The organism is Chroococcidiopsis sp. SAG 2025 (assembly GCF_032860985.1).
In the GTDB taxonomy this organism is placed as follows: domain Bacteria; phylum Cyanobacteriota; class Cyanobacteriia; order Cyanobacteriales; family Chroococcidiopsidaceae; genus Chroococcidiopsis.
On sequence record NZ_JAOCNC010000001.1, the window covers coordinates 2,843,574 to 2,864,446 of the forward strand.

Below are 20,873 nucleotides of genomic sequence, written 5' to 3' on the forward strand. Positions count from 1 at the left end.
GCGAGAATGGAGGCAAGAGGCTTTTACTATGACAAGACAGTAGCCCAAAGCATTGCCTCATGAGTAGAAAAGCTTACAAAAGTGATTTAACCGATCGAGAATGGCAAATCATTGAACCATTAATTCCACCTGTAAGACCAGGAGGACATCCACGTACTGTGGATATGCGTGAGGTAGTAAATGCCATCTTTTATTTGCTGAAAACTGGCTGTGCTTGGGAGATGCTACCACATGACTTCCCACCCTATTCAACGGTTTATTATTACTTTCGGCGTTGGCAAAAACGAGGAATTTGGCAGCAGATAAATCTTGCCTTACGTGAACAAGTACGGATGAAGCTGGGCAAATCTCATCAAGCTACTGCTGCAATTGTGGATAGCCAGTCCGTAAAAACGACGGAAAAAAGGGGAAGTATCCGGCTTTGATGGCGGCAAGCTAGTTAAAGGTCGCAAACGCCATGTCGTAGTAGATCCTCAAGGACTACTAATGGGTGTAGTAATCACCGAAGCTAATGCTTCAGAACGATTAGGAGCAATAGTGGCATTGCTAGAAGAGTGCTATAACTCTAAGTCTTTAGAGCTAATTTGGGCAGATAGTGGCTACAGTGGAGAGAATTTTGCACAAGCTGTAATGGTAGTCTGCGGTGCAGAAGTAGAAATAGTTAAGCGGATTACAGATGGGTTTGAAGTTTTGCCCAGAAGATGGGTAGTTGAACGAACTTTTGGCTGGCTAGGACGCTATCGACGACTAAGTAAGGATTATGAACTCCTACCGGAAATAAGTGAATCTATGGTCTACGCTGCTATGGTACGGCTGATGCTGAGACGACTAGCTGCTTGATTTTTACTTTATAAATCAGCTCTTACTATCAAGACGAAGTAATAGGAAGTCAGCATCACTATCCCAAGTTAATTTGCGATACAAATTAGGTGGCGTAATCATGATGTCGCCTTGAATCAGATGTTCGCTAATACATTGTCCCTTTGCTACCCGTTCTAATTGGATTGGCTGTCCGAGATGAATGCTAATTAAGTGCTGAGGAAGACAACATTCAGACATACCATTTGCAGGTTGATAATGATGTTCGACCCGAATAAAATCTAATGCAGTTCCTTGACTAGACAAAATAGGTGAATGTGGTACAATCTCTAGAGATTTTTTGCCTTTAGTTATATTTTCTCGGCTCATTTCCCCTACTCAGGTAAATTTGGCATATGCACTAATTCCAATTGAAGTCCATCGGGATCGGCAAAGAAAACAGCGTAGTAACCAGGTAAATATTGATATTCTGCAGGAGGATCGAGGACTGTCGCGCCAATGTCTTGAATTAATTTGTACAAACTATCTACTTGTTCCCGACTATCAGCATTAAACGCTAGATGGTGAAATCCTGGGGAGTAGCGATCGTGAAATTTGTTGGGAGAATCTAGGTTAGCAACAGTAATTTCAATCGCTCCAGCATCCTGCAACCACCACATAATGTACAGATCGTTTTTTTCTACTTGCTGGTAGCCCATGAATCCTAAAATCGTATCGGAAAAAGGTTCGGATTGTTCTAAACTTTTGACTGTGAGGCAGAGGTGGTTCAACGTCCCAAGAGTCATGCAAGCCTCCTTCGCATATAGAACAAATGTATTATAGTTTTGATCGCCACAGAACTCTGATGTATTTAACCATTTCTTCGATATATTCCAGGCGATCGCCTCTTCGCAAGCATAAAGATAATGCTAGAGTGAGCGAATGGCGTTTTTCCCCGCTTGCTACACCATGACGAGCATCTCTGCGGCACAAACCCGAACTCAACAACATCGCCAGCAATTTCCCGCCCTGGCAAATAAATCTTATTTTAACTATGGGGGGCAAGGACCGATGCCCCAAGCAGCCATAGACGCAATTATTGCTTCTCACGAATACATTCAACTTAACGGTCCCTTCTCCTCTCAAGTTAACGCTTGGATTACTCAAGAAACCGAGAAAACCAGACAGGCAATTGCCACCGAACTAAACGCCCCGCCCGAAACCATTACCCTCACCGAAGACGTAACCGTAGGCTGTAATATTGCCCTGTGGGGAATTGACTGGCAAGCAAAAGATCGTATCTTACTCTCAGACTGCGAACACCCGGGAGTTATCGCCACCACCCAAGAAATTGCTCGACGATTCGGCGTAGAAGTTTCCACCTGTCCCCTGATGGCGACGCTGAACCAAGGAGATCCAGCCGCAGTCATCGCCCAACACCTCACACCCCGCACCCGCCTAGTTGTCATCAGTCACATCCTCTGGAATACGGGTCAAGTCTTGCCAGTTGACAAAATTGTAGAAGTATGCAGACAGCATCAAGGCGATCGCCCCGTGCAAATTCTGGTCGATGCAGCGCAATCTGTCGGTTTGTTGCCGTTAAATTTGACTCAATTAGGGGCAGATTTCTACGCCTTCACGGGTCATAAATGGATGTGCGGACCCGCCGGAGTCGGTGGTTTATACGTCCGTCCAGAAGCACTTCTTGGCACGGATAACTGCCCTCCCTTACAGCCTACCTTCATCGGCTGGCGAAGCATAGTTATGGATAGTACGGGACAGCCCCAAGCATGGCAACCAGACGGCAGACGTTATGAAGTCGCCACATCAGCCTTTCCACAGTATGCAGGATTGAAAGCCGCGATCGCCACCCACCAGCAATGGGGAACCGCCGAGGAACGCTATCAACAAATTTGCCAACTCAGCCAATATCTTTGGCAACGTCTGAACGAATTATCAGATATTATTTGCCTGCGTCACGCCCCACCCCAAGCCGGACTCGTCTCCTTTCAACTCAAAAATCGATCTTCCCTTCATGCAAAATTAGTCCAATTTCTCGAATCAAATCGCTTGATGACACGCACCCTCGTCGATCCAAGCTGCATCAGGGCTTGCGTCCACTATTTTACTCTCCCCTCCGAGATCGATCGCCTAATTGAAGGGATCGAAAGATTTTGCCAGCAAAGCTAAAATGTCACGCAAAGACAAGGACACTTGCGTGCGGGGGATACCCCCGCACGCAAGTGTCCGCGCGAAGACGCTAAGCACACTTTGCGCCTTTGCGCCTTTGCGTGACACTAATCTGTCTTTAACTTTAATATGGAAAAATCTAGACCCACAATATATATAGCCATCACCAACCACGGATTCGGACATGCTACCCGCACCGCCTCACTTGCAGCGAAGATCCAGCAGCTGTGTCCCGATATCTTACTCATCATGGTGACAACCGCACCCCGATGGTTGCTGGAATCATACATAGAAGGAGATTTTATTTATCGTCCCCGCGCCTTCGATTTAGGTGTAATACAGTCGGATAGCCTAACGATGAACAAAGCCGCCACGTTAGAAAAGCTACAGCAAATCCGCAAACAAGAACGCTCGATAATTGCCTCAGAAGTTAACTTTATCCGTCAAAATCGCGTCAATCTGATCCTTGCCGATATCCCTCCTTTGGCAGTAGCGATCGCCCATGCCGCAGGTATTCCTTGTTATATGAGTAGTAACTTTGGATGGGACTTCATTTATCGCGACTGGGGAGGTGAATTTGTCGAAATTGCCGATTGGATGGGCAAGCATTACGCGCAATGCGATCGCCTGTTTCGGTTGCCTTTCCACGAACCGATGAGCGCTTTTCCCCAGATTACCGATGTCGGTTTAACTGGTGGTTCGCCCCGCCATGCGATCGACACGCTACGATCTAATTGGGGTATCAGTACCCCAGTCGAGAAGACTATTTTGCTCACTTTTGGTGGTTTAGGTCTACAACAAATTCCGTTTGCAAATCTCCAACTTTTCCCCGATTGGCAATTCCTCACTTTTGATGTTACAGCTCCAAACTTACCAAATTTAATCAAAATTACTGACCAAAAGTTACGTCCAGTTGATTTTATGCCCCTCTGTGGCAGAGTTATTTCTAAACCAGGTTACGGTACTTTTGCTGAAGCAGTTGGCGTGGGAATTCCTATAGTTACCCTGACTCGTGAAGACTTTGCCGAAGCTAAATTTTTAGTTGATGGAATTGCGAATTACTCTTACCATCAAATTCTCAACACAGAAGAATTCTTTCAAAGTCACTGGGAATTTCTCCACCAACCTCCACAACCGCCTCGACAATCTCAACCTATAGCAAAAGACGGCAACGAAGCGATCGCCAAAGCCATACTTGAAGTCGTAAGTCGTAAGTCATAAGTTGTAAGTTTTTCACGCACCACTTTTAACTGATAACTGATAACTGACCATGCATCAACATATTCTCAGACTTTCTACCGCAGGTAAATCTTTTACTAACATCACCGCTAAAGTTGAAGCAATTGTGGCTCAATCCGGTGTAGAAACTGGACTATGCAATTTATTTTTACGCCATACTTCTGCAAGTTTAGTGATTCAAGAAAATGCCGATCCTGATGTACTGCAAGATTTAGCAAACTTCATGGCAAAACTCGTACCAGAATCAGCAAACTACATCCACAATGCTGAAGGTGCAGATGATATGCCCGCCCATATTCGCACAGCCCTAACTCACACTTCCGAACAAATTCCCATTTCTAGAGGACAATTATTATTAGGAACCTGGCAGGGAATTTACATCTGGGAACACCGTCAGCGCAGCCATATTAGAGAACTTGTCGTTCATATTGCTTAATAAGTCAGAAGTCGGAAGTCAGAAATAAACAGTTTATCTCTCACCAATTACCAATTACCAATTACCACCCACAATGAAAATCTCAGATTTAATAAATTGGTTTGAAAATTGGGCAAATCCTGATTGGCAAGAAAGTTGGGATAATTCTGGTTGGCAGATTGAACCAGGAGTATTAGAGCAGCCTGCAAGGGTACTGGTATGCTTGACACCAACTCTAGCAGTGATGCAAGAGGCGATCGCCCTTCAAAATTCCGGTATTCCAGTCAATCTAATTTTCGCCCATCATCCACTAATTTTTAGTCCGCTGAAATCTTTGTGTAGTGGAAATGCGATCGCGGACATGACGCGCCTAGCTTTTCGTCACCACATCGGCGTTTATACAGCTCATACTAACTTTGACCAAGTAGCAGACGGTACTGCTGACGTGCTAGCGCAATTATTACAACTCAAGCAAGTCACGCCGATCGTACCAACGCAGTCGGAACTGGGTTACGGTCGCGTAGGAGAGATTAACCCTTCCCGAACTTTGCAAGAATTGTTACAACAAATTCAAACAGCACTGAACCCTCCCGATCTGCTTTTCTCTCCTACGGCAGATTTACAAATACCCATAGAGCGAGTGGCTGTTTTAGGTGGGTCTGGTGCTAGTTTTATTTCGGCTGTAGTTAAAACAGGGGCGCAAGCTTATTTAACTTCCGATTGTAAGTTTCATCAATTTCAAGAAAGTCGCGATCGCGGTTTGATTCTGATTGATGCCGGACACTACGCTACCGAACGTCCAGCTTGCGATCGATTGGTGACAAAGCTTCAAACTGCCGGAGTGGAATGGGCGCAACTAAGTCAGCAAGACGAAGATTTTCGACTTTTTTACAAACGTTAGCAGCCACTAAGCACGAACGCCTCCGCGATCTTACGTAAATTCCAGCCAATATCGTTATATATTTTTACATATACTTAAAAATTTTGTAGCTTATTTTACATTTTTTCCTCAATCGAGCCAGTAACCTAAAATGTATAAAACAATACGTTTATCAATACAGTAAGAGTTTAAGCAACTTCCGCAAGTAATTCTTACTAATTTTCGTCAGCAGCATCTTACATACATACACTGTTTCTACTAACTTTGCCGCTTTAAGTTTAAGTACTTACAGCAAGATTTGATTTTTTAAAATCAATTCACCGCATTCATTGTCAACAAATTGTTACACAATATCAAAATAATTTGTCATGACTAATTTGCGGAAGTTTGGTAGGAGCTGTTGTAGTAATTCGGCAGATTCGATCCGATAAATTCACTAGTTGCATAAATGCGATCGCTTACATAGATAAGCGAAGAATTTTGCTGTGACATAGCAATAGCTATGTCAAAACTATAAGTTTAATATTCGAGTAGGTGAGAGCGATATGTCAGTAGTCTTCAATTTTGATGCTAAGAAAAATGCTCGAGTTTTATTACTATCTTTGCGAAAGATAAAGTTTCATGTTGCCCGCTGTTATTTATACGAGCTAGAAGATTTGATTTGTGAATTTGATTCAGCCGATATACTTACACCAGTTTTTAATCCTGACTTATTCAAAGTTACTAATAGAATTGCTAATACTATGGCTCAAGCTGTTGGTAGTAGCAAGCTAATTAATCCATTATTCAAGCAATTTAATCTAGATAAAGAGTACGAATTATTTTTTGTCATCTGCCAGTCTCCTCTAGACATTCTAACGATAAATTCAATCAAAAATTGGCGGAACAAATGTAGTAAAGTAGTAGTTTGGCTCGATGAAATTTGGGCAAAAGATATTGAAAAATGGAAAGCTCATCTGAGTTTCTTGCAAGAATTTGACTATATTTTCATGAACTTTAGTCAAAGTATCGAAGGAGTCTCTAAAATAATTCAGCGCCCTTGTGAATACATTCCATTTGGGATTGATGCAATTAAGTTTTGTCCTTATCCGCTTAATAGAGAGCGTAGCGTCGATCTTTATAGTGTTGGTCGCCGATCGCAAGTCACGCATCAAGCTTTATTGGATTTGTCTGAAAGAGTTAATTTTTTTTTATATCTATGAAACTATCAAAGATCTATACACAGCCGATCCATAGATATCATCGAAGTTTATATAAAAATATTTTAAAAAGAGTCGTTATTTTATTGCCAATCGAGCAAAAATTGACGATGTAAATGCAACTGGCGCTCAACAAGAAGTAGGCGCACGCTTTTTTGAAGGTGCAGCAGCAGGAACAGTCATGCTAGGAGTTCCCCCTGAATGCGAATCCTTCACTCGAAATTTTGACTGGGAGGATGCAGTCATTAAAGTTTCTTACGATGCCCCTAATATAGCTGAAATTCTTGCCGCGCTTGACTCCCAAACCGATCGCTTGCAAAAAATACGTACGGATAATGTCATCAACTCACTCTTAAAACACGATTGGGTTTACCGTTGGGAAACAATTTTAGCTACAGTCGGACTCAATAGTACGCCAGCAATGATGGCTCGGAAAGCTCATCTACACAACTTAGTCGAGAGAATACTGACCCGAAAAAATAGCGAGGAGCGATCGGCGGCTCACTACTCAGACCGGATTCACAAGCAAGAAAGAACGCAGATACCAGTTGCTTGAATCAGTTATCAGCGACCAGTGAAGAAAGGGAGCGCACGAGCAGCGACAAATGACAAATGACGTAGGGCGAAGCCCTTCCCGTAGGGTATGACAAATGACAAATGACCAGTCAAATGGCGCAAAAGAGCGAGGAAGATTTATAGAAAACCCTGATTTTTCTCTATTCAAGCTGATGAGATGCTAAAGAATGAGTTAAAATTGATTAAAATAGATCGAGCTGATAAAGTCGAGTTTTCTCGAACTGACGCTTAGAGGGATGCCACTCAAGCCGAGGAGGCAGAGGGAAAGGCATAATTCGTTTAAGTAAACGTCTAGCGTAAAGGTGGTACAAAAATTTCCAAGTTGCTTAATGCATGTAGCGCGGTCGATAGCCACTGATATCGGTCGGAGTGCGAGGATAAGCGAAACGCTGCTAATGACAGATGAAGTTTCTAATAAGCTTCTTTGTGTCCGCTAGACTCAGTAGTAGTTTCAATCAATAGCTGGCGGCCGAAATATAATATGAAACTGAAATACAAGCAAAAACTGAAACACAAACATATAATTGCCAAATTGGAGTAAAGTTAAGTAGCTCAAACTGGGTATTATATAGTAGGGTTTAGCCCAACAGTCCACAGGTATAACGACGTTGAGAAAGGTAGAAGCAATAAATGCTACACCGCAAGATTTATCAACTGTGTTGCGATGGGCGTGAAGTATGTATCTTCTTGCGGGATCAGCAACGCTGGATCGAGAAAGCCCGCATCATCGATATCGAAGGCGATTTAGTCACTCTCAGATATGAAACTGAAGAAGAGGACGAAATCTGTTCTTGGGAGGAGATGGTTCGCCTAGAAAGCATTGGTGCAGTGACTCAGAAGCTAGCTTCTGTACCGCGAGGCAATGCCGAACCCTTAGTTTCTGACGACTGCCCTGAAGCAGAGCGCATTCGCAATCGCTTTACTGATTCTAATCCTGAATAAGTTCTAATAAGTAAAGGCGTTATCTAAAACGCCTTTACTTGTTTTATTCGTCTTGTTTCATTCGTCTTGGCGTTCGTAGGCAGGGCAGTAGCCATCCGGTGTAACCTTGAAGCCAAATAAGGGCGACTCTGGGTTCCAACAGCGCTGTCCGCGCTGGAATTTGCAGGTAGCGCAGCAGTTCAAATCCGTCCAGGCTAAGCGAGCGCCATTTTGATTCATCAACTCGCGGGGCGACAAGCCCCGCAAAACTAGGTCTTCACCTTGCCAGCGAGCTTCCACTAAGCCCGTATCGGCAAAATTGCGCCAGCGAGGATCGGCGGTAATGGCATCAGGCAGGGTAATAGTTACGACAGTACCTAATTCGTTAAGTTCTCCTTCATAATTCGTTTCTGGAGCAGCTGGTTGAACGAAAACATCGCCGATGGGTAAATCGACAAGCGTGCCAACGGCTGGAGAATGTAAGTGGTAGCGGTTACGTAATTCTTCCAGGCTAGCTAAGTCAGCTAGATAAGTTGGCGCGCCATGAACGAAAATCACGTGCTTCGGTCGTAGGTTGTGAATGAGCTGAGTCGTGCCAGGACCATCGCTGTGCTGTGCTAGCAAGTAGGTTTCTACCTCTACCAGGGGTGAGGAGTGAGGAGTGAGGAGTGAGGGTTGAAACTCGTTAGGATGACCAGGATTTTCAGGTAGAAGAACTAACCAGGGTCCCGTGTTGGGTTGGCAGTATTGACTTAAATCGGTAACATTATCTGCGATCGCAATACAGGGCGATTGACCGACAATTCCTCGCTGTTCGAGTGGTAGGCGGCGGACTCGCGGGCGTACCTTTTCATCCCAAAATAAAGATTGATGTTTGGCAAAGTTTTGTACTGCTGTGGGGAAATGTGGTAGTAATTCTAAATAGGCATCGCAGCCCTGAGCCACACTGCCATCAACCCAAATATCGAGGTTGCGTCCGGTAAAGTTGTGATGGCTGCGCAACAGCATGAGGATTTCCTGACCTAGACCTAGAGTCGATGTAGGCAAAAGGACGGAATACGAACTGGCGATCGCCCGATTAATTCTTTCAGCCAGTTGATTTTCTTGGTTGCGACGGTGCGGATGACGTGCCGTGCCGTAGGTTCCTTCGATAATTAATACATCTGGTTCTAAACCGCGTAACTCCTCTAAAGGTAAACCTTCCACCAGGCGAGAGTTAGATAAGAAAAAGTCCCCCGTGTAAAACACTGTATAAGTGCGCCGTCCAGTCGTGTAGGTAAGGAGAATGGCTGCTGCCCCTGGTAAGTGTCCGGCAGGATATAATTCAGCCGTCAATCCATCCTGAAATTCCACAGGCGATCGCCAAGGTAGCGCTTGACAAAATTGCGGTATCTTTCCATCCTCATCTAACCAATTTAGCGGTAGCAGACGAGTGGTTGCTTCGCTGGCATAAATTGGCAGTTGCGGAAAGGCGCGATGCAGGGATAGTAAACCTTTAGCATGATCGGGATGAGCATGACTGCATAGAACTAGGTCTACTGGCAAGTTGGTAGCGACAAGTAAACCATGAGACTTAGGCTGTTCTAGCCCCGGTTGTAAAACAGAAATGTCTGTCAATCCGCAATCGAGCAGAATGCGGTACGGTCCCATCTTGACCATCAAACAGACACCTTCATCCCCATGCTTCACACCATAGGGAAAGCATTCTAGTTCTGAATTTGCTTCCCCTACAGGCATAGAGGATGCTGACATGCGATCGCTCATCTTCCCCTCCACTCGAACCTAATGCCGCTGTTGGAGCGCAGCGATAAATATGAAACGATGAATTGTAAGATAATTTAGGTCATGAATGAGGCGATCGGCGAAGAGAAACTAGGGTTTAGGGAGTCGGGAGTCGGGGAACAGAGCTGAGGGAGCTGAGGGATCAATTCAAAATTCGCGCATTCAAAATTCCTCACACCCTACACCCTACACCCTACACCCTACACCCTTTCTTCACTGGTCACTGGTCACTGGTCGCTGTTAATGGGCGGAGCCGTTACCGTGGTAGTTGTCTGAATCGTAAAATCCGTTTTTCGTGCCAAAAAATAGGCAACAAACAGTAAATACAACCGTTAATCCTACTAAGACAAGTTTGATATCCATTTCTTGATTATTCCTCTTTTTAATCTCGACAAGCACAACGATCTGAAGTCGAGAGACTTCTACCCTGGGGATATTAGCAGAGCGCGATCGGGCGATCGCTAACAGCCTTCATCCGTTCAATTGTAAATAAATAATTGCTGGTAAATTGACTCTCTTCCATCAGATTTTAGAACCTTCTACCCTAACCCGTCCATCTACTGAAGTTGCACCAGCATTACTTGGCTGCACTTTAGTTAGGCAATTGCCGTCTGGACAAATTCTCAGGGGAGCGATCGTCGAAACAGAAGCTTATGCTCCTGGAGATCCAGCTTTTCATGCCTATCGGCGTGTCACCCCGCGCAATCAAGTTGTATTTGGCATGGCAGGGAGAGCATACGTGTATCAAATCTATGGCATGTACCACTGCCTGAATGTCGTCACGGACTGCGAAGGAATTCCTAGTGCCGTACTCATTCGCGCTTTACAACTGGAGTGCTTGCCTAGTGGCTGGGAAATCGGCAGTAAAGAAAACTTGCACCGTCTAGCGGCTGGACCAGGTAAACTATGTCGTGTTTTGCAGATCGATCGCGGCTTAAACGGAACTATATTACAACCAGGACAACCGCTATGGCTCGAACAACGTCAGCAAGAATTTGCGGTCGTCCAGACAACGCGGATCGGACTATCTCAAGGTGTAGATCTACCTTGGCGGTGGTACGTGCAGGGTTGTCCGGCTGTTTCTAAAGTTTAACTATGAAATGTAGCATTTGTAACAATTAGCGCGATCGCATTTGAGCAAAAACCCAAAAAGCTTGTATAATCCTCATCTAAACATCAAATCTCTACATAAAAGGGGATTGACAAATTTATGGCACGTAGTAATGGCGGTTTTTGGGCAGATTTTCGCAAGTTTATCATGCGCGGCAACGTCATTGACTTGGCAGTTGCAGTTGTTATCGGTGGCGCATTTGGCAAGATCGTTACCTCTTTCGTAGAAGATATTATTACGCCCGTAATTCTCAATCCGGCATTGCAGGCTGCTAACGTTCAAGATTTACAAAATTTATCGGTCAATGGCATCAAATACGGTGTATTTGTAGCAGCTATCCTCAACTTTTTAGTCATTGCTTTTTGTCTTTTCTTAATCATCCGTGCCTTTGAAAAATCCCAGCGCCGATTTTTCCGCAGTCCAGAAGCTGCTGAAGCTGCACCACCCGATCCTGCTGTTATTGCCCAAGAGAGATTGACAGGAGCATTAGATCGCCTAACAACTACAATTGAGACTCGGAACCTGGGTTAATCCTGAGTTGAGCAAGATAAACATAGGTGCGATCGCACCCCTATCTCATAAGATCCAAAGCTTGCAAAATTGCAGTATTGCTTGGCTTTTAGCCAACCAGAAATGCCTGTTGGCTTTTAGCCAACCAGAAATGCCTGTTGGCTTTTAGCCAACCAGAAATGTTTATAAAAAAACCAATTGTTTTAACTCTTACTCATGACCGTTGCTGCAAATACTGCTACGGGACTAGGTTCCCGCTTGGTAAACACCGTGCTGGCAATTCAGCCTCTAGCTAACTTAGCTAAGCATCAAGCACGGCAAATGATGGTGAAACGAGCAGAGAAAATCGGCGTACCCTGGACAAAAACAGTCCGAGAATTACGCTCTCAAGCATGGGAAAGCCACTGGCAACAGGTATACAATCCTCAATTGCAATATCCCGAGTATTATTGCTGCTCTTTCCACGCTTACGAACAAGGCAATCTCAGTTGGGATGCAGCTTTTGAGGTAGAAGTCGCTGCGCGTGCCGTTCATGCAGGAATTTGGTCTGATGCAGGCGCGGCTGGCGATGCTAAACTTCGTCAGAGCTATCATGAAATTGTCAAAAGCCAACTTCCTCAAAACCCACAAGCAATTCTTGATGTAGGCTGTAGCGTGGGTATGAGTACATTTGCTCTAAAAGCACTCTATCCCCAAGCCAAAATTACTGGTTTAGACTTATCACCCTATTTTCTTGCCGTTGCCCATCAGCGATCGCAGCAGCAAAACCAGAGCGAAATCGAATGGGTACACGCTGCCGCAGAAGCAACAGGACTACCAGAGGCAAATTACGATCTCGTTTCGATTTTTCTCGTCTGTCACGAATTGCCTCAGTCAGCCACGCGGCAGATATTGCAGGAGATGCAGCGGTTATTGCGTCCAGGTGGATATTTGGCAATTATGGACATGAATCCCCAGTCAGCAATTTATGCCCAGATGCCACCCTACATCTTGACGCTACTCAAAAGTACCGAGCCATATCTAGACGAATATTTCACGTTGGATATTGCTCAAGCAATTGTAGCAGCAGGTTTCCATCCACCTACTATCACCTGCAACAGCCCCCGCCACCGGACGATTGTGTCTCAGGTGAGAAGCTAGATGCTAGCAGAGGGGACAAGGGAGAGAAGAGAGCAGAGGAAGCACAGGAGACTAGGAGCAAAGGAGAAATCACTTACTGGTCAGGAGTCACTGGTCACTGAGAACTGATAACTGGTCACTGTTAAATGCAGTTATTCCGCCACTATTGCTACTGATTTATTACTATCGTCGGGCAACTGCACCACCTCCCCTGTTTCTATTACTACTGTGCTTCGGTTGGGGCGCAATTTTTGGTAGTATCGCTCTGGGTCTAGAGTGGATATTCGAGCATCTCACCAGCCAGTGGGAAGATTGGCAAAGATTTACTCGCACTCTTGCTGGTGTAGCTGTACGTCAGTTGGTGTTTATTGCCCCAATTGAAGAGGGATGTAAGTTAGCTGGAGTCATTACTTTTCTATGGTTGGCAGGACGTAGAGGTAACGGGCGATCGCCTGCTCTCTCTATTTTTATCCAGACGATCGCGATCGCTCTAGGATTCACTGCCCAAGAAAGCTGGGTTTATTTATCCAATGGCGTAGCAACTGTATTCGAGCGTGCGATCGGTACTCCCATTCATGCTATGTTCTCAGCAGCTTTTGGCTATGCCCTAGCAAGAGAGCAGGGAGCAGGGACGAGCTGGGAGCAGGGGAGTAACGACCAACTACCAATTACCAATTACCACCACACCACGCACTACTTCCTAATAAACGCTATTATCTGCCACGCCCTAGTTAATATATTTTCTAGTGCTTGGCGCTACAATCCACCAATAAATCTTTTGAGTTACTTACTATTTCCATTTTTGCTCTGGCTCTTTTGGCGCATGGAAGAATGTTGGCGGCGGGTGCAGCATCAACCATCAATTATCCTTATTTCTGGCATGACAGCTATGCATCGCCACTGGCAAAGAGGTTTGGTTGTGTTTGCCCTGATGCTTGGTGGTAACGCAATTTTTGGCTTTTTTCTGCTTGTCAGAACTCTTAGCCCTTTACATCCGGTCCAGCTACTCGAACCAGAAAATATCTGGTTCATCGCGAGTCGCTCGGTACTCAATTCGATTCCTGGAGCGATCGCCTGGTGTATTTATCGATACTTGAGGTTTGCTGCTAGCCGTCGCAATTTGCCATGAGACTATTTAGAAAAATTATTCATAAAATTTCGCAATCATTTAACATAATTAACAAGACGTATCGATTTTTGTTTCAGCAAAGTATATGATGCAGGGCGGAGAGACAGAAACCCAGGTAAAGAGAGCAGCTATGGCTAACATCAAATTTGTGCAAGAAAATCGGGAGGCGATCGCCGCTGATGGGGCAAACCTCCGCATCAAAGCTCTAGAAAATGGTATCGATCTCTATACGACTTGGGGCAAAATGATGAACTGCGGCGGCTATGGTCAATGTGGTACTTGTATCGTAGAGATTGTTGAAGGTATAGAAAATCTCTCACCCCGTACTCCAGTTGAAAACAAAAAACTGAAGAAAAAGCCAGCTAACTATCGTCTTGCTTGTCAAACTTTAGTCAACGGACCAGTTAGCGTTGTGACTAAACCGAAATGAGGGAGCAGTGAGCAGAGGAGCAGGGGAGCAGGGGAGCAGGGGAGCAGGGGAGCAGAGGGAGAGAATAACACTAGCCACCAGTCACTAGCCACGCACCACTGATAACTAATAACTGATAACTGATAACTGGTCGCTGACTCGCCCCTCCCTCTGTGTCACGCATTGATGATATCCTGAAAGAGTCAAACCCCCGTATAAAAGAGGCTTTCTGGCGATGCAAGTAAACGATTTAGGCTTTGTGGCAAGCATTTTATTTGTGCTAGTTCCATCTGTATTTTTAATCATTCTTTACATCCAAACCGCTAGCCGCGAAGGAAAAAAAGATTAATCATCACTGTTTTGTCAATTGCTTTGAATCAAAAACAAAACCTCTGTAGTTATTTCTACAGAGGTTTTTAGTTATTAGTTCACGGGGTGTAGGATTGAATTGTGACTTGTCTTGCTTTGCGACTTTCTCTTCTCGCTCTTCAACCAACCGTCCGCGCTAACAGCACGGGACACGTAGCATTGACACGAACGTAATCTGATAGCGATGAGCCAATTAAGCGATCGATGTCAACAAAACTTTTAGCCACGGATGGACGGCGATCGGGTGAACCCAGCATTAGTAAGTCTACAGACATATCTTCAGCTAAGCGGCAAATTTCTTCGCCTGGCTTGCCCATACTAGTGACGCAGCGGGTTTGCACTCCTTGTTTTTTCGCTTCAGCGATCGCCCCAGCCAAAACTGGATCTTTTTCTGCTGCTGCTAGGGCGACTTCTCCTTGTTTCCCGCTTAAATCCTTATTCACGTATGCTAAGACTAGCTGACTGCCTTTAATATCTCTCAGCAAAAATAGAGCTAACTGCAAGCATTGTTTTGCCGCATCGGAACCGTCATAAGCTACCATGATGCGGTTGATTTTTTTTACGTAAATGTCATCCTTCACCAGCAACATAGGACGCGAGGATAACTGAAATACGTATTGACTGACAGAGTTAGATAAAATTGCTTGCAACCGCTTGAGTCCTCGCGAACCCATAATAATTAAGTCAGCATCAATCTCATCTGCTACTTGACATACTACGTCTTTGGGTTCTCCCTGTCGCAGCATAGTGATAGTTCGACTAGGATCTAACCCTAAGTACTCCACAGCATTTGTGATAATTTTATTACCTTCCTCTAGCTTGCTTGTCATTCCAGCAGAAGTTGCTTGGGAAGGAACTACATGTAAAACAGTTACTTTTGCCTGTGCGATCGATGGAATCTCTTTCAAATTCTTGAGCATTTCTTCTGCGTGTCCCAGTCCTGAGACAGCAAGCAAAATTTTTTCAATCATTGATTTAACCCGGTAGTGAATTGCGTCTAGTTTTTATACTTTTTAATGGATGAGTGGGTTAGAATTTGCTTTTTTCAGTTAGCTCAAGCAGCTTAGCAAGCCATCATCTCTTACTTATTATTCTTAAGCATAACGGTCATGCTACTGCAATAATTTTGACAATTTGTTATCTTCTTTAAAGATAGATAAACTATAATTTAAATTGACTTATATATTACATAGAAAAAAAAGTATTTTAAAATTTGTTAAGGTTGAGGGTAAGAAGATCGCAAAATCCGATTGCTTCAAATTTGTGCTTAAACTGACACTAATAACAATACTTTCAGCAGCTCGCATAACAATCATCGCGCTGACTACGTTTAGTTCAAAGCAAGTGGAAAGTAAACTTTTGAGTGACACTATTTCAACTGTCACTCAGATGGACTGTAGAGCTGTGTAGCAAATTTTGCTGAAGCTTAGATGGAGATTGGATTGAGATAGGATTGTTTGGATTTTATTAATCTTTTTTTAGATCGAGTATTGCACTATTCGAGAACAGAGTTAAACTAAATATGAAGTATCTTAATCTACAGATACTAGTAAACTAGCTGTACCGCGATCGCAAGATGAAGGTAACAGTTATGTATATCGATTGATTAAAGGTGTGAGGGAAAAAAGGAATATGTCTAAGTTATTGTGGAAAGCCGTGATTCTCAGCCCAGCGTGGCTGACTGCTGCACTCGCAGTTTCAACGTCGGCAATCGCTGCTACACCAAGCAGCGCTCCAGCAGTTTCAGAACTTAATGCTGCTATTGAAACCAAAGAGACAAGTATTGTCAATAGTGGCGTTACAAAACCACAGGGAACGCTAATCGCACAACAAGTGCCAACTGCCCCTGCTGCCCCTGAAACTGACAATACAATTTCCGAAATCAACCGTTATGGTAATGAAGGTCGCGGCGATCGCAACAATATCGCGCAAGTCACCTCAGTTTCTCAACTATCGGACGTGCAGCCTACAGATTGGGCATTCCAAGCCTTGCAATCTTTGGTAGAACGCTATGGCGTGATTGCAGGTTATCCTGATGGCACGTTTCGAGGTAACCGTGCCATGACTCGTTATGAGTTTGCCGCAGGTTTGAACGCCGCCCTCGATCGCGTTAACGAATTGATTGCTGCTGGAACAGCCGATCAAGTCCGCAAGGAAGACTTAGCTACCCTGCAAAGATTGCAAGAAGAATTCTCTGCGGAACTGGCAACTCTGCGCGGACGAGTAGACAGTCTAGAAGCTAACGTCGCAGAACTAGAGGCAAATCAGTTCTCGACTACCACTAAACTCGTAGGCGAAGTGGTTGCTGCTGTCAGCGATGCTTTCGGCGGAGATACCGATGCGAATACCGTTTTCCAGGATCGGGTGCGGCTGGACTTCCAAACCAGTTTTACTGGTAGCGATATCCTTCACACTCGTTTATCAGCTGGTAATGCGACCCGCTTAGATGTGGGTGAAGATACTTACCAAAACACTCTTACTTTCAACCCAGCAGACAACGGTAACGATGTTGTTGTAGATTGGGCAGCTTACGACTTTAAACTCCCAATTGGCGAAAACTCCAGAGCCTATCTAGCCGCAGCGGGAGGCGTTCACGCTGACTACGCTCCTACCAACAACCCCTTCTTTGAAGACTTTGATGGTGGTCGTGGGGCAATATCTACCTTTGCTTCCGAAAACCCGATCTATCGGATTGGTGGTGGTGCCGGTTTGGGTATCAACATCGCTCCTTTTGGCGAAGCCAGTGGTTTTAAGCCTAGTATCACGGCTGGATATTTTGCTAGAAATGCTCAAGATCCAAGTCAAGGGGCTGGCTTGTTTAACGGTGATTATGCCGCATTAGGGCAGTTGAACTTCAACTTTGGCGATCGCATCGCCCTAGCAGCAACTTACGTCAACGCTTACAATACTGGAGCTTCCCTGGGTAATCTCGATCCAGATGACGATGAAAACTCCGATATCTTTAATTACGCTGGTAGTACTGGTGTTGTTGGTACGCTGGAAGCAAACAATCCTTCCAGGCTTCTAGGTGCCGCTGTGGGCGCTGATACTGTCCCAATCTCCTCTAACTCCTACGGTCTTTCTGGTTCTTTCAGATTAAGCGATACCATCTCGCTCAGCGGCTTCGGGTCTTACACCAACGCTACTCTCATCGGTCGTGGTAATGGTGATATCTGGTCGTTTGGTGGCGGTGTAGCTTTCTCTGACCTGGGTAAAGAAGGTAACTTGTTAGGTATTTTTGCGGGCGTGCAACCTACCTTGACATCCTTGGACGCTCCTGGCGTGAGAGATTTCAGTAATGAATATGGTCTCCACGTTGAAGGGTTCTATCGTTACCAACTTACCGATAATATTTCCGTCACTCCTGGTGTGATTTGGCTCAATCGAGTTGGTCAAACTGGTAGCGATGAAGATGCAATCATCGGTACGCTTCGCACAACATTTAACTTCTAAGTTTTGGTAAGTGACTAATTTGAGTGATTCTTAGTTCTGGAATCAGTCGTTTTCTCAATCATCATACCCCGCGATCGCAGCGGGGTTTTTTGTTGGTCATTCGTCATCTGTCTTTTGTCATTTGATGAACCCCTTGACAAATCACAAGTGACAAATCACAAATCTATCAAACCCCAGTGGAGAACCGGGGTATAATAGAGGAGTTAAGACCAAAAATTAAAATATCCTTCAACTTCTTGGAACTAGCTTGTGGAACTGTCGTGTAAATCAGAATATGCTCTGCTTGCCCTCTCGGAGCTAGCAGCTCGCTACCAAAGCGGTGAACCCTTGCAAATTCGGCAAATAGCAGCTCAACAAAACATTCCAGACCGCTACTTAGAGCAACTCCTGGCAACCTTAAGACGCGGTGGTATAGTCAAAAGCCAACGGGGAGCCAAGGGGGGCTATATCCTAGCGCGAGAACCTTGGAAAATTACTTTACTAGAGGTTTTGGTCTGCTTAGAAGGTATAGAAGCAAGAGCTACTGAAGAAGAAAGTAAGCCTAGAACGTTAGAAACTGCTGTCGTGCATGAGATTTGGCATGAAGCTCGACAAGCGGCAAATCTGGTCTTGCAGCAGCATACCTTACAAAATCTTTGCGAACAGATAGCTGCCAGACGACAACTCGATATTATGTACTATATCTGATTGCCAGTGAGTAATGAGTAGTGAGTAGTGGAATTACTATTGCCGCTCGCGAATGATAAATGACAACTGACAAAGGACAAACTATGCATATTGCCCAAAATATTACAGAACTCATCGGTCGTACTCCTCTAGTACAGTTGAATCGTATTCCGCAAGCTGAAGGTTGTGTTGCCCAAATTGTCGTAAAACTGGAAAGCATGAACCCCGCCGCTTCGGTTAAAGACCGGATTGGCATCAGCATGATTAGTGCTGCCGAACAGGAGGGATTGATTACCCCTGGCAAAACGATTTTAGTCGAACCAACTTCCGGTAACACAGGTATTGCTCTGGCAATGGCAGCAGCAGCAAAGGGATATCAGTTAGTTTTGACGATGCCGGAAACTATGAGTGCCGAACGTCGAGCTATGCTGCGGGCTTATGGAGCAGAGTTAGAACTGACGGCAGGCATCGAAGGGATGAGTGGTGCAATTCGGCGGGCACAAGAAATTGTGGAATCAACGCCGAATGCTTACATGTTGCAGCAATTCCGCAACCCTGCTAACCCGAAAATTCACAAAGAGACAACGGCTGAAGAAATTTGGCAAGATACAGATGGTCAGGTGGATATTTTAGTTGCTGGTGTTGGCACTGGTGGAACAATTACTGGAGTAGCGGAAGTTATTAAAGCCAGAAAACCCAGGTTTAAAGCGATTGCAGTCGAACCAGCTAACAGTCCCGTACTATCGGGAGGTCGTCCAGGACCCCACAAAATTCAAGGAATTGGAGCTGGGTTCATACCGCAAGTCTTGAAAGTAGACTTGATTGATGAAGTCATTACCGTAACTGATGAAGAATCGATCGCCTACGGTAGGCGTTTGGCAAAGGAAGAAGGGTTGCTATCGGGGATTTCTTCTGGATCGGCTCTGGCTGCGGCAGTTCGGGTAGCTCAGCGTCCAGAAAATAAAGATAAGCTAATTGTGATGATTCAGCCCAGCTTTGGCGAACGCTACTTGAGTACGCCATTGTTTCAAGATCTTGAGCCGAGACTACCCGCCACGGTTAGTTAACGCTAAAGTGATTGAATGGTTCACTCAAATCACTACGAAACCCTACGAATTCAACCTAATGCCAGCCAAGCGGAGATCAAATCTGCCTATCGCCACTTGGTGAAGCAATTTCATCCCGACACGAATCCTAAGACAGGCGATCGCGATTGGATTATTCAGATTAACGCTGCTTATGAAGTGTTGAGCGACGTTCAAAGTCGTCGGCAGTACGATCGCCAATTAGGAGTAAGTACGCCAAAGCGAGCGCCTTATTCAACTACCACACAACAGCGATCGTCCCAACGCCCAAACGCTCGATCTTCCTACCAACATCGTCCCAGTGGTAGAGATGCTGACGAGCAAATAGAAATATGGATGCAACAAGTTTATCAACCTGTTAATCGATCGCTATGTCGAATCCTAAACTCTTTAGAACAACAAATTGAAGAATTATCTGCCGATCCGTTTGATGACGAACTTTTAGACAAGTTTCAGGCTTACATTGTCGATTGTAAGGACTGGCTGAAACAAGCTCAAAAGACATTCCGCTCAATGCCAAATCCTCCCAGTATGGGCAAAGCAGCAGCGCATCTTTATTACTGTATTAATCAAGTAGCGGATGGATTAGATGAATTAGCCTACTTTCCGCTTAACTATGATGAACGTTATTTGCACGTCGGGCAAGAAATGTTTCGGATTGCCCACGGATTGCACTGCGAGGCACAAAAATCGGTAGAGGCGATCGCTTAAGTCAAGTTATATTGACGTTTTCCTCAAGTTGACACATAATGTATAGACTTAGAACTTGACGAGAAAGACTAAAAAAATAATGCCCCCTTTATCTATATGAAAAGAGGGCTTTGTATGATAGAAAAAATCGACCTGGCGCGGAGCTATTGTCCCGTGGGGCAACCCCCAGAGTATCGTCGCCGCAGTCGCGTTTCACACCTGAGTTCGGGATGGATTCAGAGTGGGTCCACAACGCCATGCGCACCAGGAAACTTATCAGTGACCAGTGACCAGTGACCAGTGACCAGTGTTTCTACTGGATGACTGATGGC

24 protein-coding genes and 1 rRNA gene are annotated in these 20,873 nt (G+C 44.9%); 19 read left to right on the forward strand and 6 right to left on the reverse strand.

The genetic code is table 11. The annotated features are described in order from the left end of the window. Window positions 1-59 precede the first annotated feature (59 nt). A protein-coding gene (locus tag N4J56_RS13720; protein WP_317105119.1) for an IS5 family transposase occupies window positions 60-840 on the forward strand; the annotation gives its coding sequence in 2 pieces (ribosomal slippage) (window positions 60-397 and window positions 396-840; 783 coding nt in all). 15 nt (window positions 841-855) lie between these two features. Here the strand turns inward: N4J56_RS13720 and N4J56_RS13725 are convergent. Next, on the reverse strand, window positions 856-1,188 hold the full coding sequence (locus N4J56_RS13725) for a hypothetical protein (protein WP_317106962.1): 333 nt from the start codon (window positions 1,186-1,188) through the stop codon (window positions 856-858). Window positions 1,189-1,193: 5 nt separating this feature from the next. Then, window positions 1,194-1,604 carry a VOC family protein gene (locus tag N4J56_RS13730; RefSeq protein ID WP_317106963.1) on the reverse strand — a complete coding sequence of 137 codons (411 nt, stop codon included), beginning with the start codon at window positions 1,602-1,604 and terminating at the stop codon, window positions 1,194-1,196. Between the two features lie 163 nt (window positions 1,605-1,767). Here N4J56_RS13730 and N4J56_RS13735 point away from each other — a divergent pair, with 163 nt between their 5' ends. The 7 genes from N4J56_RS13735 to N4J56_RS13765 all read left to right on the forward strand — a co-directional run bounded on the left by N4J56_RS13735 (window position 1,768) and on the right by N4J56_RS13765 (window position 8,239). Next, entirely contained in the window at window positions 1,768-2,988 is a 1,221-nt protein-coding gene (locus tag N4J56_RS13735; RefSeq protein ID WP_410500494.1) for an aminotransferase class V-fold PLP-dependent enzyme, read from the forward strand. A 129-nt stretch (window positions 2,989-3,117) separates the two neighbouring features. After that, window positions 3,118-4,209: a glycosyl transferase gene (locus N4J56_RS13740; protein WP_317106965.1), complete on the forward strand. Its 1,092-nt coding sequence runs from the start codon at window positions 3,118-3,120 to the stop codon at window positions 4,207-4,209. Between the two features lie 49 nt (window positions 4,210-4,258). Beyond that, window positions 4,259-4,663 carry a secondary thiamine-phosphate synthase enzyme YjbQ gene (locus tag N4J56_RS13745; protein WP_317106966.1) on the forward strand — a complete coding sequence of 135 codons (405 nt, stop codon included), beginning with the start codon at window positions 4,259-4,261 and terminating at the stop codon, window positions 4,661-4,663. 73 nt (window positions 4,664-4,736) lie between these two features. Beyond that, the gene (locus tag N4J56_RS13750; protein WP_317106967.1) at window positions 4,737-5,543 is read left to right on the forward strand and encodes a Nif3-like dinuclear metal center hexameric protein; all 807 of its coding nucleotides are present in this window, start codon (window positions 4,737-4,739) and stop codon (window positions 5,541-5,543) included. Window positions 5,544-6,067: 524 nt separating this feature from the next. After that, a complete protein-coding gene (locus N4J56_RS13755; protein ID WP_317106968.1) occupies window positions 6,068-6,724 on the forward strand; it encodes a hypothetical protein in 657 nt (218 codons plus the stop codon). Window positions 6,725-6,902: 178 nt separating this feature from the next. After that, window positions 6,903-7,277, forward strand: coding sequence for a hypothetical protein (locus N4J56_RS13760; RefSeq protein ID WP_317106969.1), 375 nt, complete (start codon window positions 6,903-6,905; stop codon window positions 7,275-7,277). Between the two features lie 650 nt (window positions 7,278-7,927). Continuing rightward, entirely contained in the window at window positions 7,928-8,239 is a 312-nt protein-coding gene (locus N4J56_RS13765; RefSeq protein ID WP_015157477.1) for a DUF6679 family protein, read from the forward strand. A 57-nt stretch (window positions 8,240-8,296) separates the two neighbouring features. Here N4J56_RS13765 and N4J56_RS13770 read toward each other — a convergent pair whose 3' ends face one another. Then, window positions 8,297-9,982: an MBL fold metallo-hydrolase gene (locus tag N4J56_RS13770; RefSeq protein ID WP_317106970.1), complete on the reverse strand. Its 1,686-nt coding sequence runs from the start codon at window positions 9,980-9,982 to the stop codon at window positions 8,297-8,299. 258 nt (window positions 9,983-10,240) lie between these two features. Then, window positions 10,241-10,363: a hypothetical protein gene (locus N4J56_RS13775; protein ID WP_015157479.1), complete on the reverse strand. Its 123-nt coding sequence runs from the start codon at window positions 10,361-10,363 to the stop codon at window positions 10,241-10,243. 145 nt (window positions 10,364-10,508) lie between these two features. Between N4J56_RS13775 and N4J56_RS13780 the strand changes: the two genes are divergently transcribed. From N4J56_RS13780 to psbM, 7 genes are all read left to right on the forward strand, one after another. After that, the gene (locus N4J56_RS13780) at window positions 10,509-11,093 is read left to right on the forward strand and encodes a DNA-3-methyladenine glycosylase (protein ID WP_317106971.1); all 585 of its coding nucleotides are present in this window, start codon (window positions 10,509-10,511) and stop codon (window positions 11,091-11,093) included. Window positions 11,094-11,210: 117 nt separating this feature from the next. Further along, window positions 11,211-11,642 carry a large conductance mechanosensitive channel protein MscL gene (gene mscL / locus N4J56_RS13785; RefSeq protein WP_317106972.1) on the forward strand — a complete coding sequence of 144 codons (432 nt, stop codon included), beginning with the start codon at window positions 11,211-11,213 and terminating at the stop codon, window positions 11,640-11,642. 7 nt (window positions 11,643-11,649) lie between these two features. After that, entirely contained in the window at window positions 11,650-11,790 is a 141-nt protein-coding gene (locus N4J56_RS13790) for a hypothetical protein (protein ID WP_317106973.1), read from the forward strand. A gap of 47 nt (window positions 11,791-11,837) precedes the next feature. Then, a complete protein-coding gene (locus N4J56_RS13795; protein WP_317106974.1) occupies window positions 11,838-12,761 on the forward strand; it encodes a class I SAM-dependent methyltransferase in 924 nt (307 codons plus the stop codon). 145 nt (window positions 12,762-12,906) lie between these two features. Further along, the gene (locus tag N4J56_RS13800; RefSeq protein WP_317106975.1) at window positions 12,907-13,869 is read left to right on the forward strand and encodes a PrsW family glutamic-type intramembrane protease; all 963 of its coding nucleotides are present in this window, start codon (window positions 12,907-12,909) and stop codon (window positions 13,867-13,869) included. 130 nt (window positions 13,870-13,999) lie between these two features. Beyond that, window positions 14,000-14,299 (forward strand): 2Fe-2S iron-sulfur cluster-binding protein, encoded by a 300-nt coding sequence (locus N4J56_RS13805; protein ID WP_039714396.1) that lies wholly within the window; start codon window positions 14,000-14,002, stop codon window positions 14,297-14,299. A 214-nt stretch (window positions 14,300-14,513) separates the two neighbouring features. Then, a complete protein-coding gene (gene psbM / locus N4J56_RS13810; protein ID WP_015157485.1) occupies window positions 14,514-14,627 on the forward strand; it encodes a photosystem II reaction center protein PsbM in 114 nt (37 codons plus the stop codon). A gap of 139 nt (window positions 14,628-14,766) precedes the next feature. Here psbM and N4J56_RS13815 read toward each other — a convergent pair whose 3' ends face one another. Then, a complete protein-coding gene (locus N4J56_RS13815; protein ID WP_317106976.1) occupies window positions 14,767-15,618 on the reverse strand; it encodes a universal stress protein in 852 nt (283 codons plus the stop codon). Between the two features lie 661 nt (window positions 15,619-16,279). Between N4J56_RS13815 and N4J56_RS13820 the strand changes: the two genes are divergently transcribed. The 4 genes from N4J56_RS13820 to N4J56_RS13835 all read left to right on the forward strand — a co-directional run bounded on the left by N4J56_RS13820 (window position 16,280) and on the right by N4J56_RS13835 (window position 20,562). Further along, the gene (locus N4J56_RS13820; RefSeq protein ID WP_317106977.1) at window positions 16,280-18,100 is read left to right on the forward strand and encodes an iron uptake porin; all 1,821 of its coding nucleotides are present in this window, start codon (window positions 16,280-16,282) and stop codon (window positions 18,098-18,100) included. Between the two features lie 249 nt (window positions 18,101-18,349). Beyond that, on the forward strand, window positions 18,350-18,787 hold the full coding sequence (locus N4J56_RS13825) for an Rrf2 family transcriptional regulator (protein ID WP_317106978.1): 438 nt from the start codon (window positions 18,350-18,352) through the stop codon (window positions 18,785-18,787). A gap of 83 nt (window positions 18,788-18,870) precedes the next feature. Next, window positions 18,871-19,833, forward strand: coding sequence for a cysteine synthase A (gene cysK, locus N4J56_RS13830; protein ID WP_410500495.1), 963 nt, complete (start codon window positions 18,871-18,873; stop codon window positions 19,831-19,833). A gap of 15 nt (window positions 19,834-19,848) precedes the next feature. Then, window positions 19,849-20,562: a J domain-containing protein gene (locus tag N4J56_RS13835; protein ID WP_317106980.1), complete on the forward strand. Its 714-nt coding sequence runs from the start codon at window positions 19,849-19,851 to the stop codon at window positions 20,560-20,562. A 130-nt stretch (window positions 20,563-20,692) separates the two neighbouring features. Here N4J56_RS13835 and rrf read toward each other — a convergent pair. Continuing rightward, window positions 20,693-20,810 (reverse strand): 5S ribosomal RNA (rrf, locus tag N4J56_RS13840). Window positions 20,811-20,873 lie beyond the last annotated feature (63 nt).

Coding starts and splice junctions, on each gene's coding strand:
- N4J56_RS13725 (WP_317106962.1), bottom strand. CDS start 1,188: ATGAGCCGAGAAAATATAACTAAAGGCAAAAAATCTCTAGAGATTGTA.
- N4J56_RS13730 (WP_317106963.1), bottom strand. CDS start 1,604: ATGACTCTTGGGACGTTGAACCACCTCTGCCTCACAGTCAAAAGTTTA.
- N4J56_RS13735 (WP_410500494.1), top strand. CDS start 1,768: ATGACGAGCATCTCTGCGGCACAAACCCGAACTCAACAACATCGCCAG.
- N4J56_RS13740 (WP_317106965.1), top strand. CDS start 3,118: ATGGAAAAATCTAGACCCACAATATATATAGCCATCACCAACCACGGA.
- N4J56_RS13745 (WP_317106966.1), top strand. CDS start 4,259: ATGCATCAACATATTCTCAGACTTTCTACCGCAGGTAAATCTTTTACT.
- N4J56_RS13750 (WP_317106967.1), top strand. CDS start 4,737: ATGAAAATCTCAGATTTAATAAATTGGTTTGAAAATTGGGCAAATCCT.
- N4J56_RS13755 (WP_317106968.1), top strand. CDS start 6,068: ATGTCAGTAGTCTTCAATTTTGATGCTAAGAAAAATGCTCGAGTTTTA.
- N4J56_RS13760 (WP_317106969.1), top strand. CDS start 6,903: ATGCTAGGAGTTCCCCCTGAATGCGAATCCTTCACTCGAAATTTTGAC.
- N4J56_RS13765 (WP_015157477.1), top strand. CDS start 7,928: ATGCTACACCGCAAGATTTATCAACTGTGTTGCGATGGGCGTGAAGTA.
- N4J56_RS13770 (WP_317106970.1), bottom strand. CDS start 9,982: ATGAGCGATCGCATGTCAGCATCCTCTATGCCTGTAGGGGAAGCAAAT.
- N4J56_RS13775 (WP_015157479.1), bottom strand. CDS start 10,363: ATGGATATCAAACTTGTCTTAGTAGGATTAACGGTTGTATTTACTGTT.
- mscL (WP_317106972.1), top strand. CDS start 11,211: ATGGCACGTAGTAATGGCGGTTTTTGGGCAGATTTTCGCAAGTTTATC.
- N4J56_RS13795 (WP_317106974.1), top strand. CDS start 11,838: ATGACCGTTGCTGCAAATACTGCTACGGGACTAGGTTCCCGCTTGGTA.
- N4J56_RS13805 (WP_039714396.1), top strand. CDS start 14,000: ATGGCTAACATCAAATTTGTGCAAGAAAATCGGGAGGCGATCGCCGCT.
- psbM (WP_015157485.1), top strand. CDS start 14,514: ATGCAAGTAAACGATTTAGGCTTTGTGGCAAGCATTTTATTTGTGCTA.
- N4J56_RS13815 (WP_317106976.1), bottom strand. CDS start 15,618: ATGATTGAAAAAATTTTGCTTGCTGTCTCAGGACTGGGACACGCAGAA.
- N4J56_RS13820 (WP_317106977.1), top strand. CDS start 16,280: ATGTCTAAGTTATTGTGGAAAGCCGTGATTCTCAGCCCAGCGTGGCTG.
- cysK (WP_410500495.1), top strand. CDS start 18,871: ATGCATATTGCCCAAAATATTACAGAACTCATCGGTCGTACTCCTCTA.
- N4J56_RS13835 (WP_317106980.1), top strand. CDS start 19,849: ATGGTTCACTCAAATCACTACGAAACCCTACGAATTCAACCTAATGCC.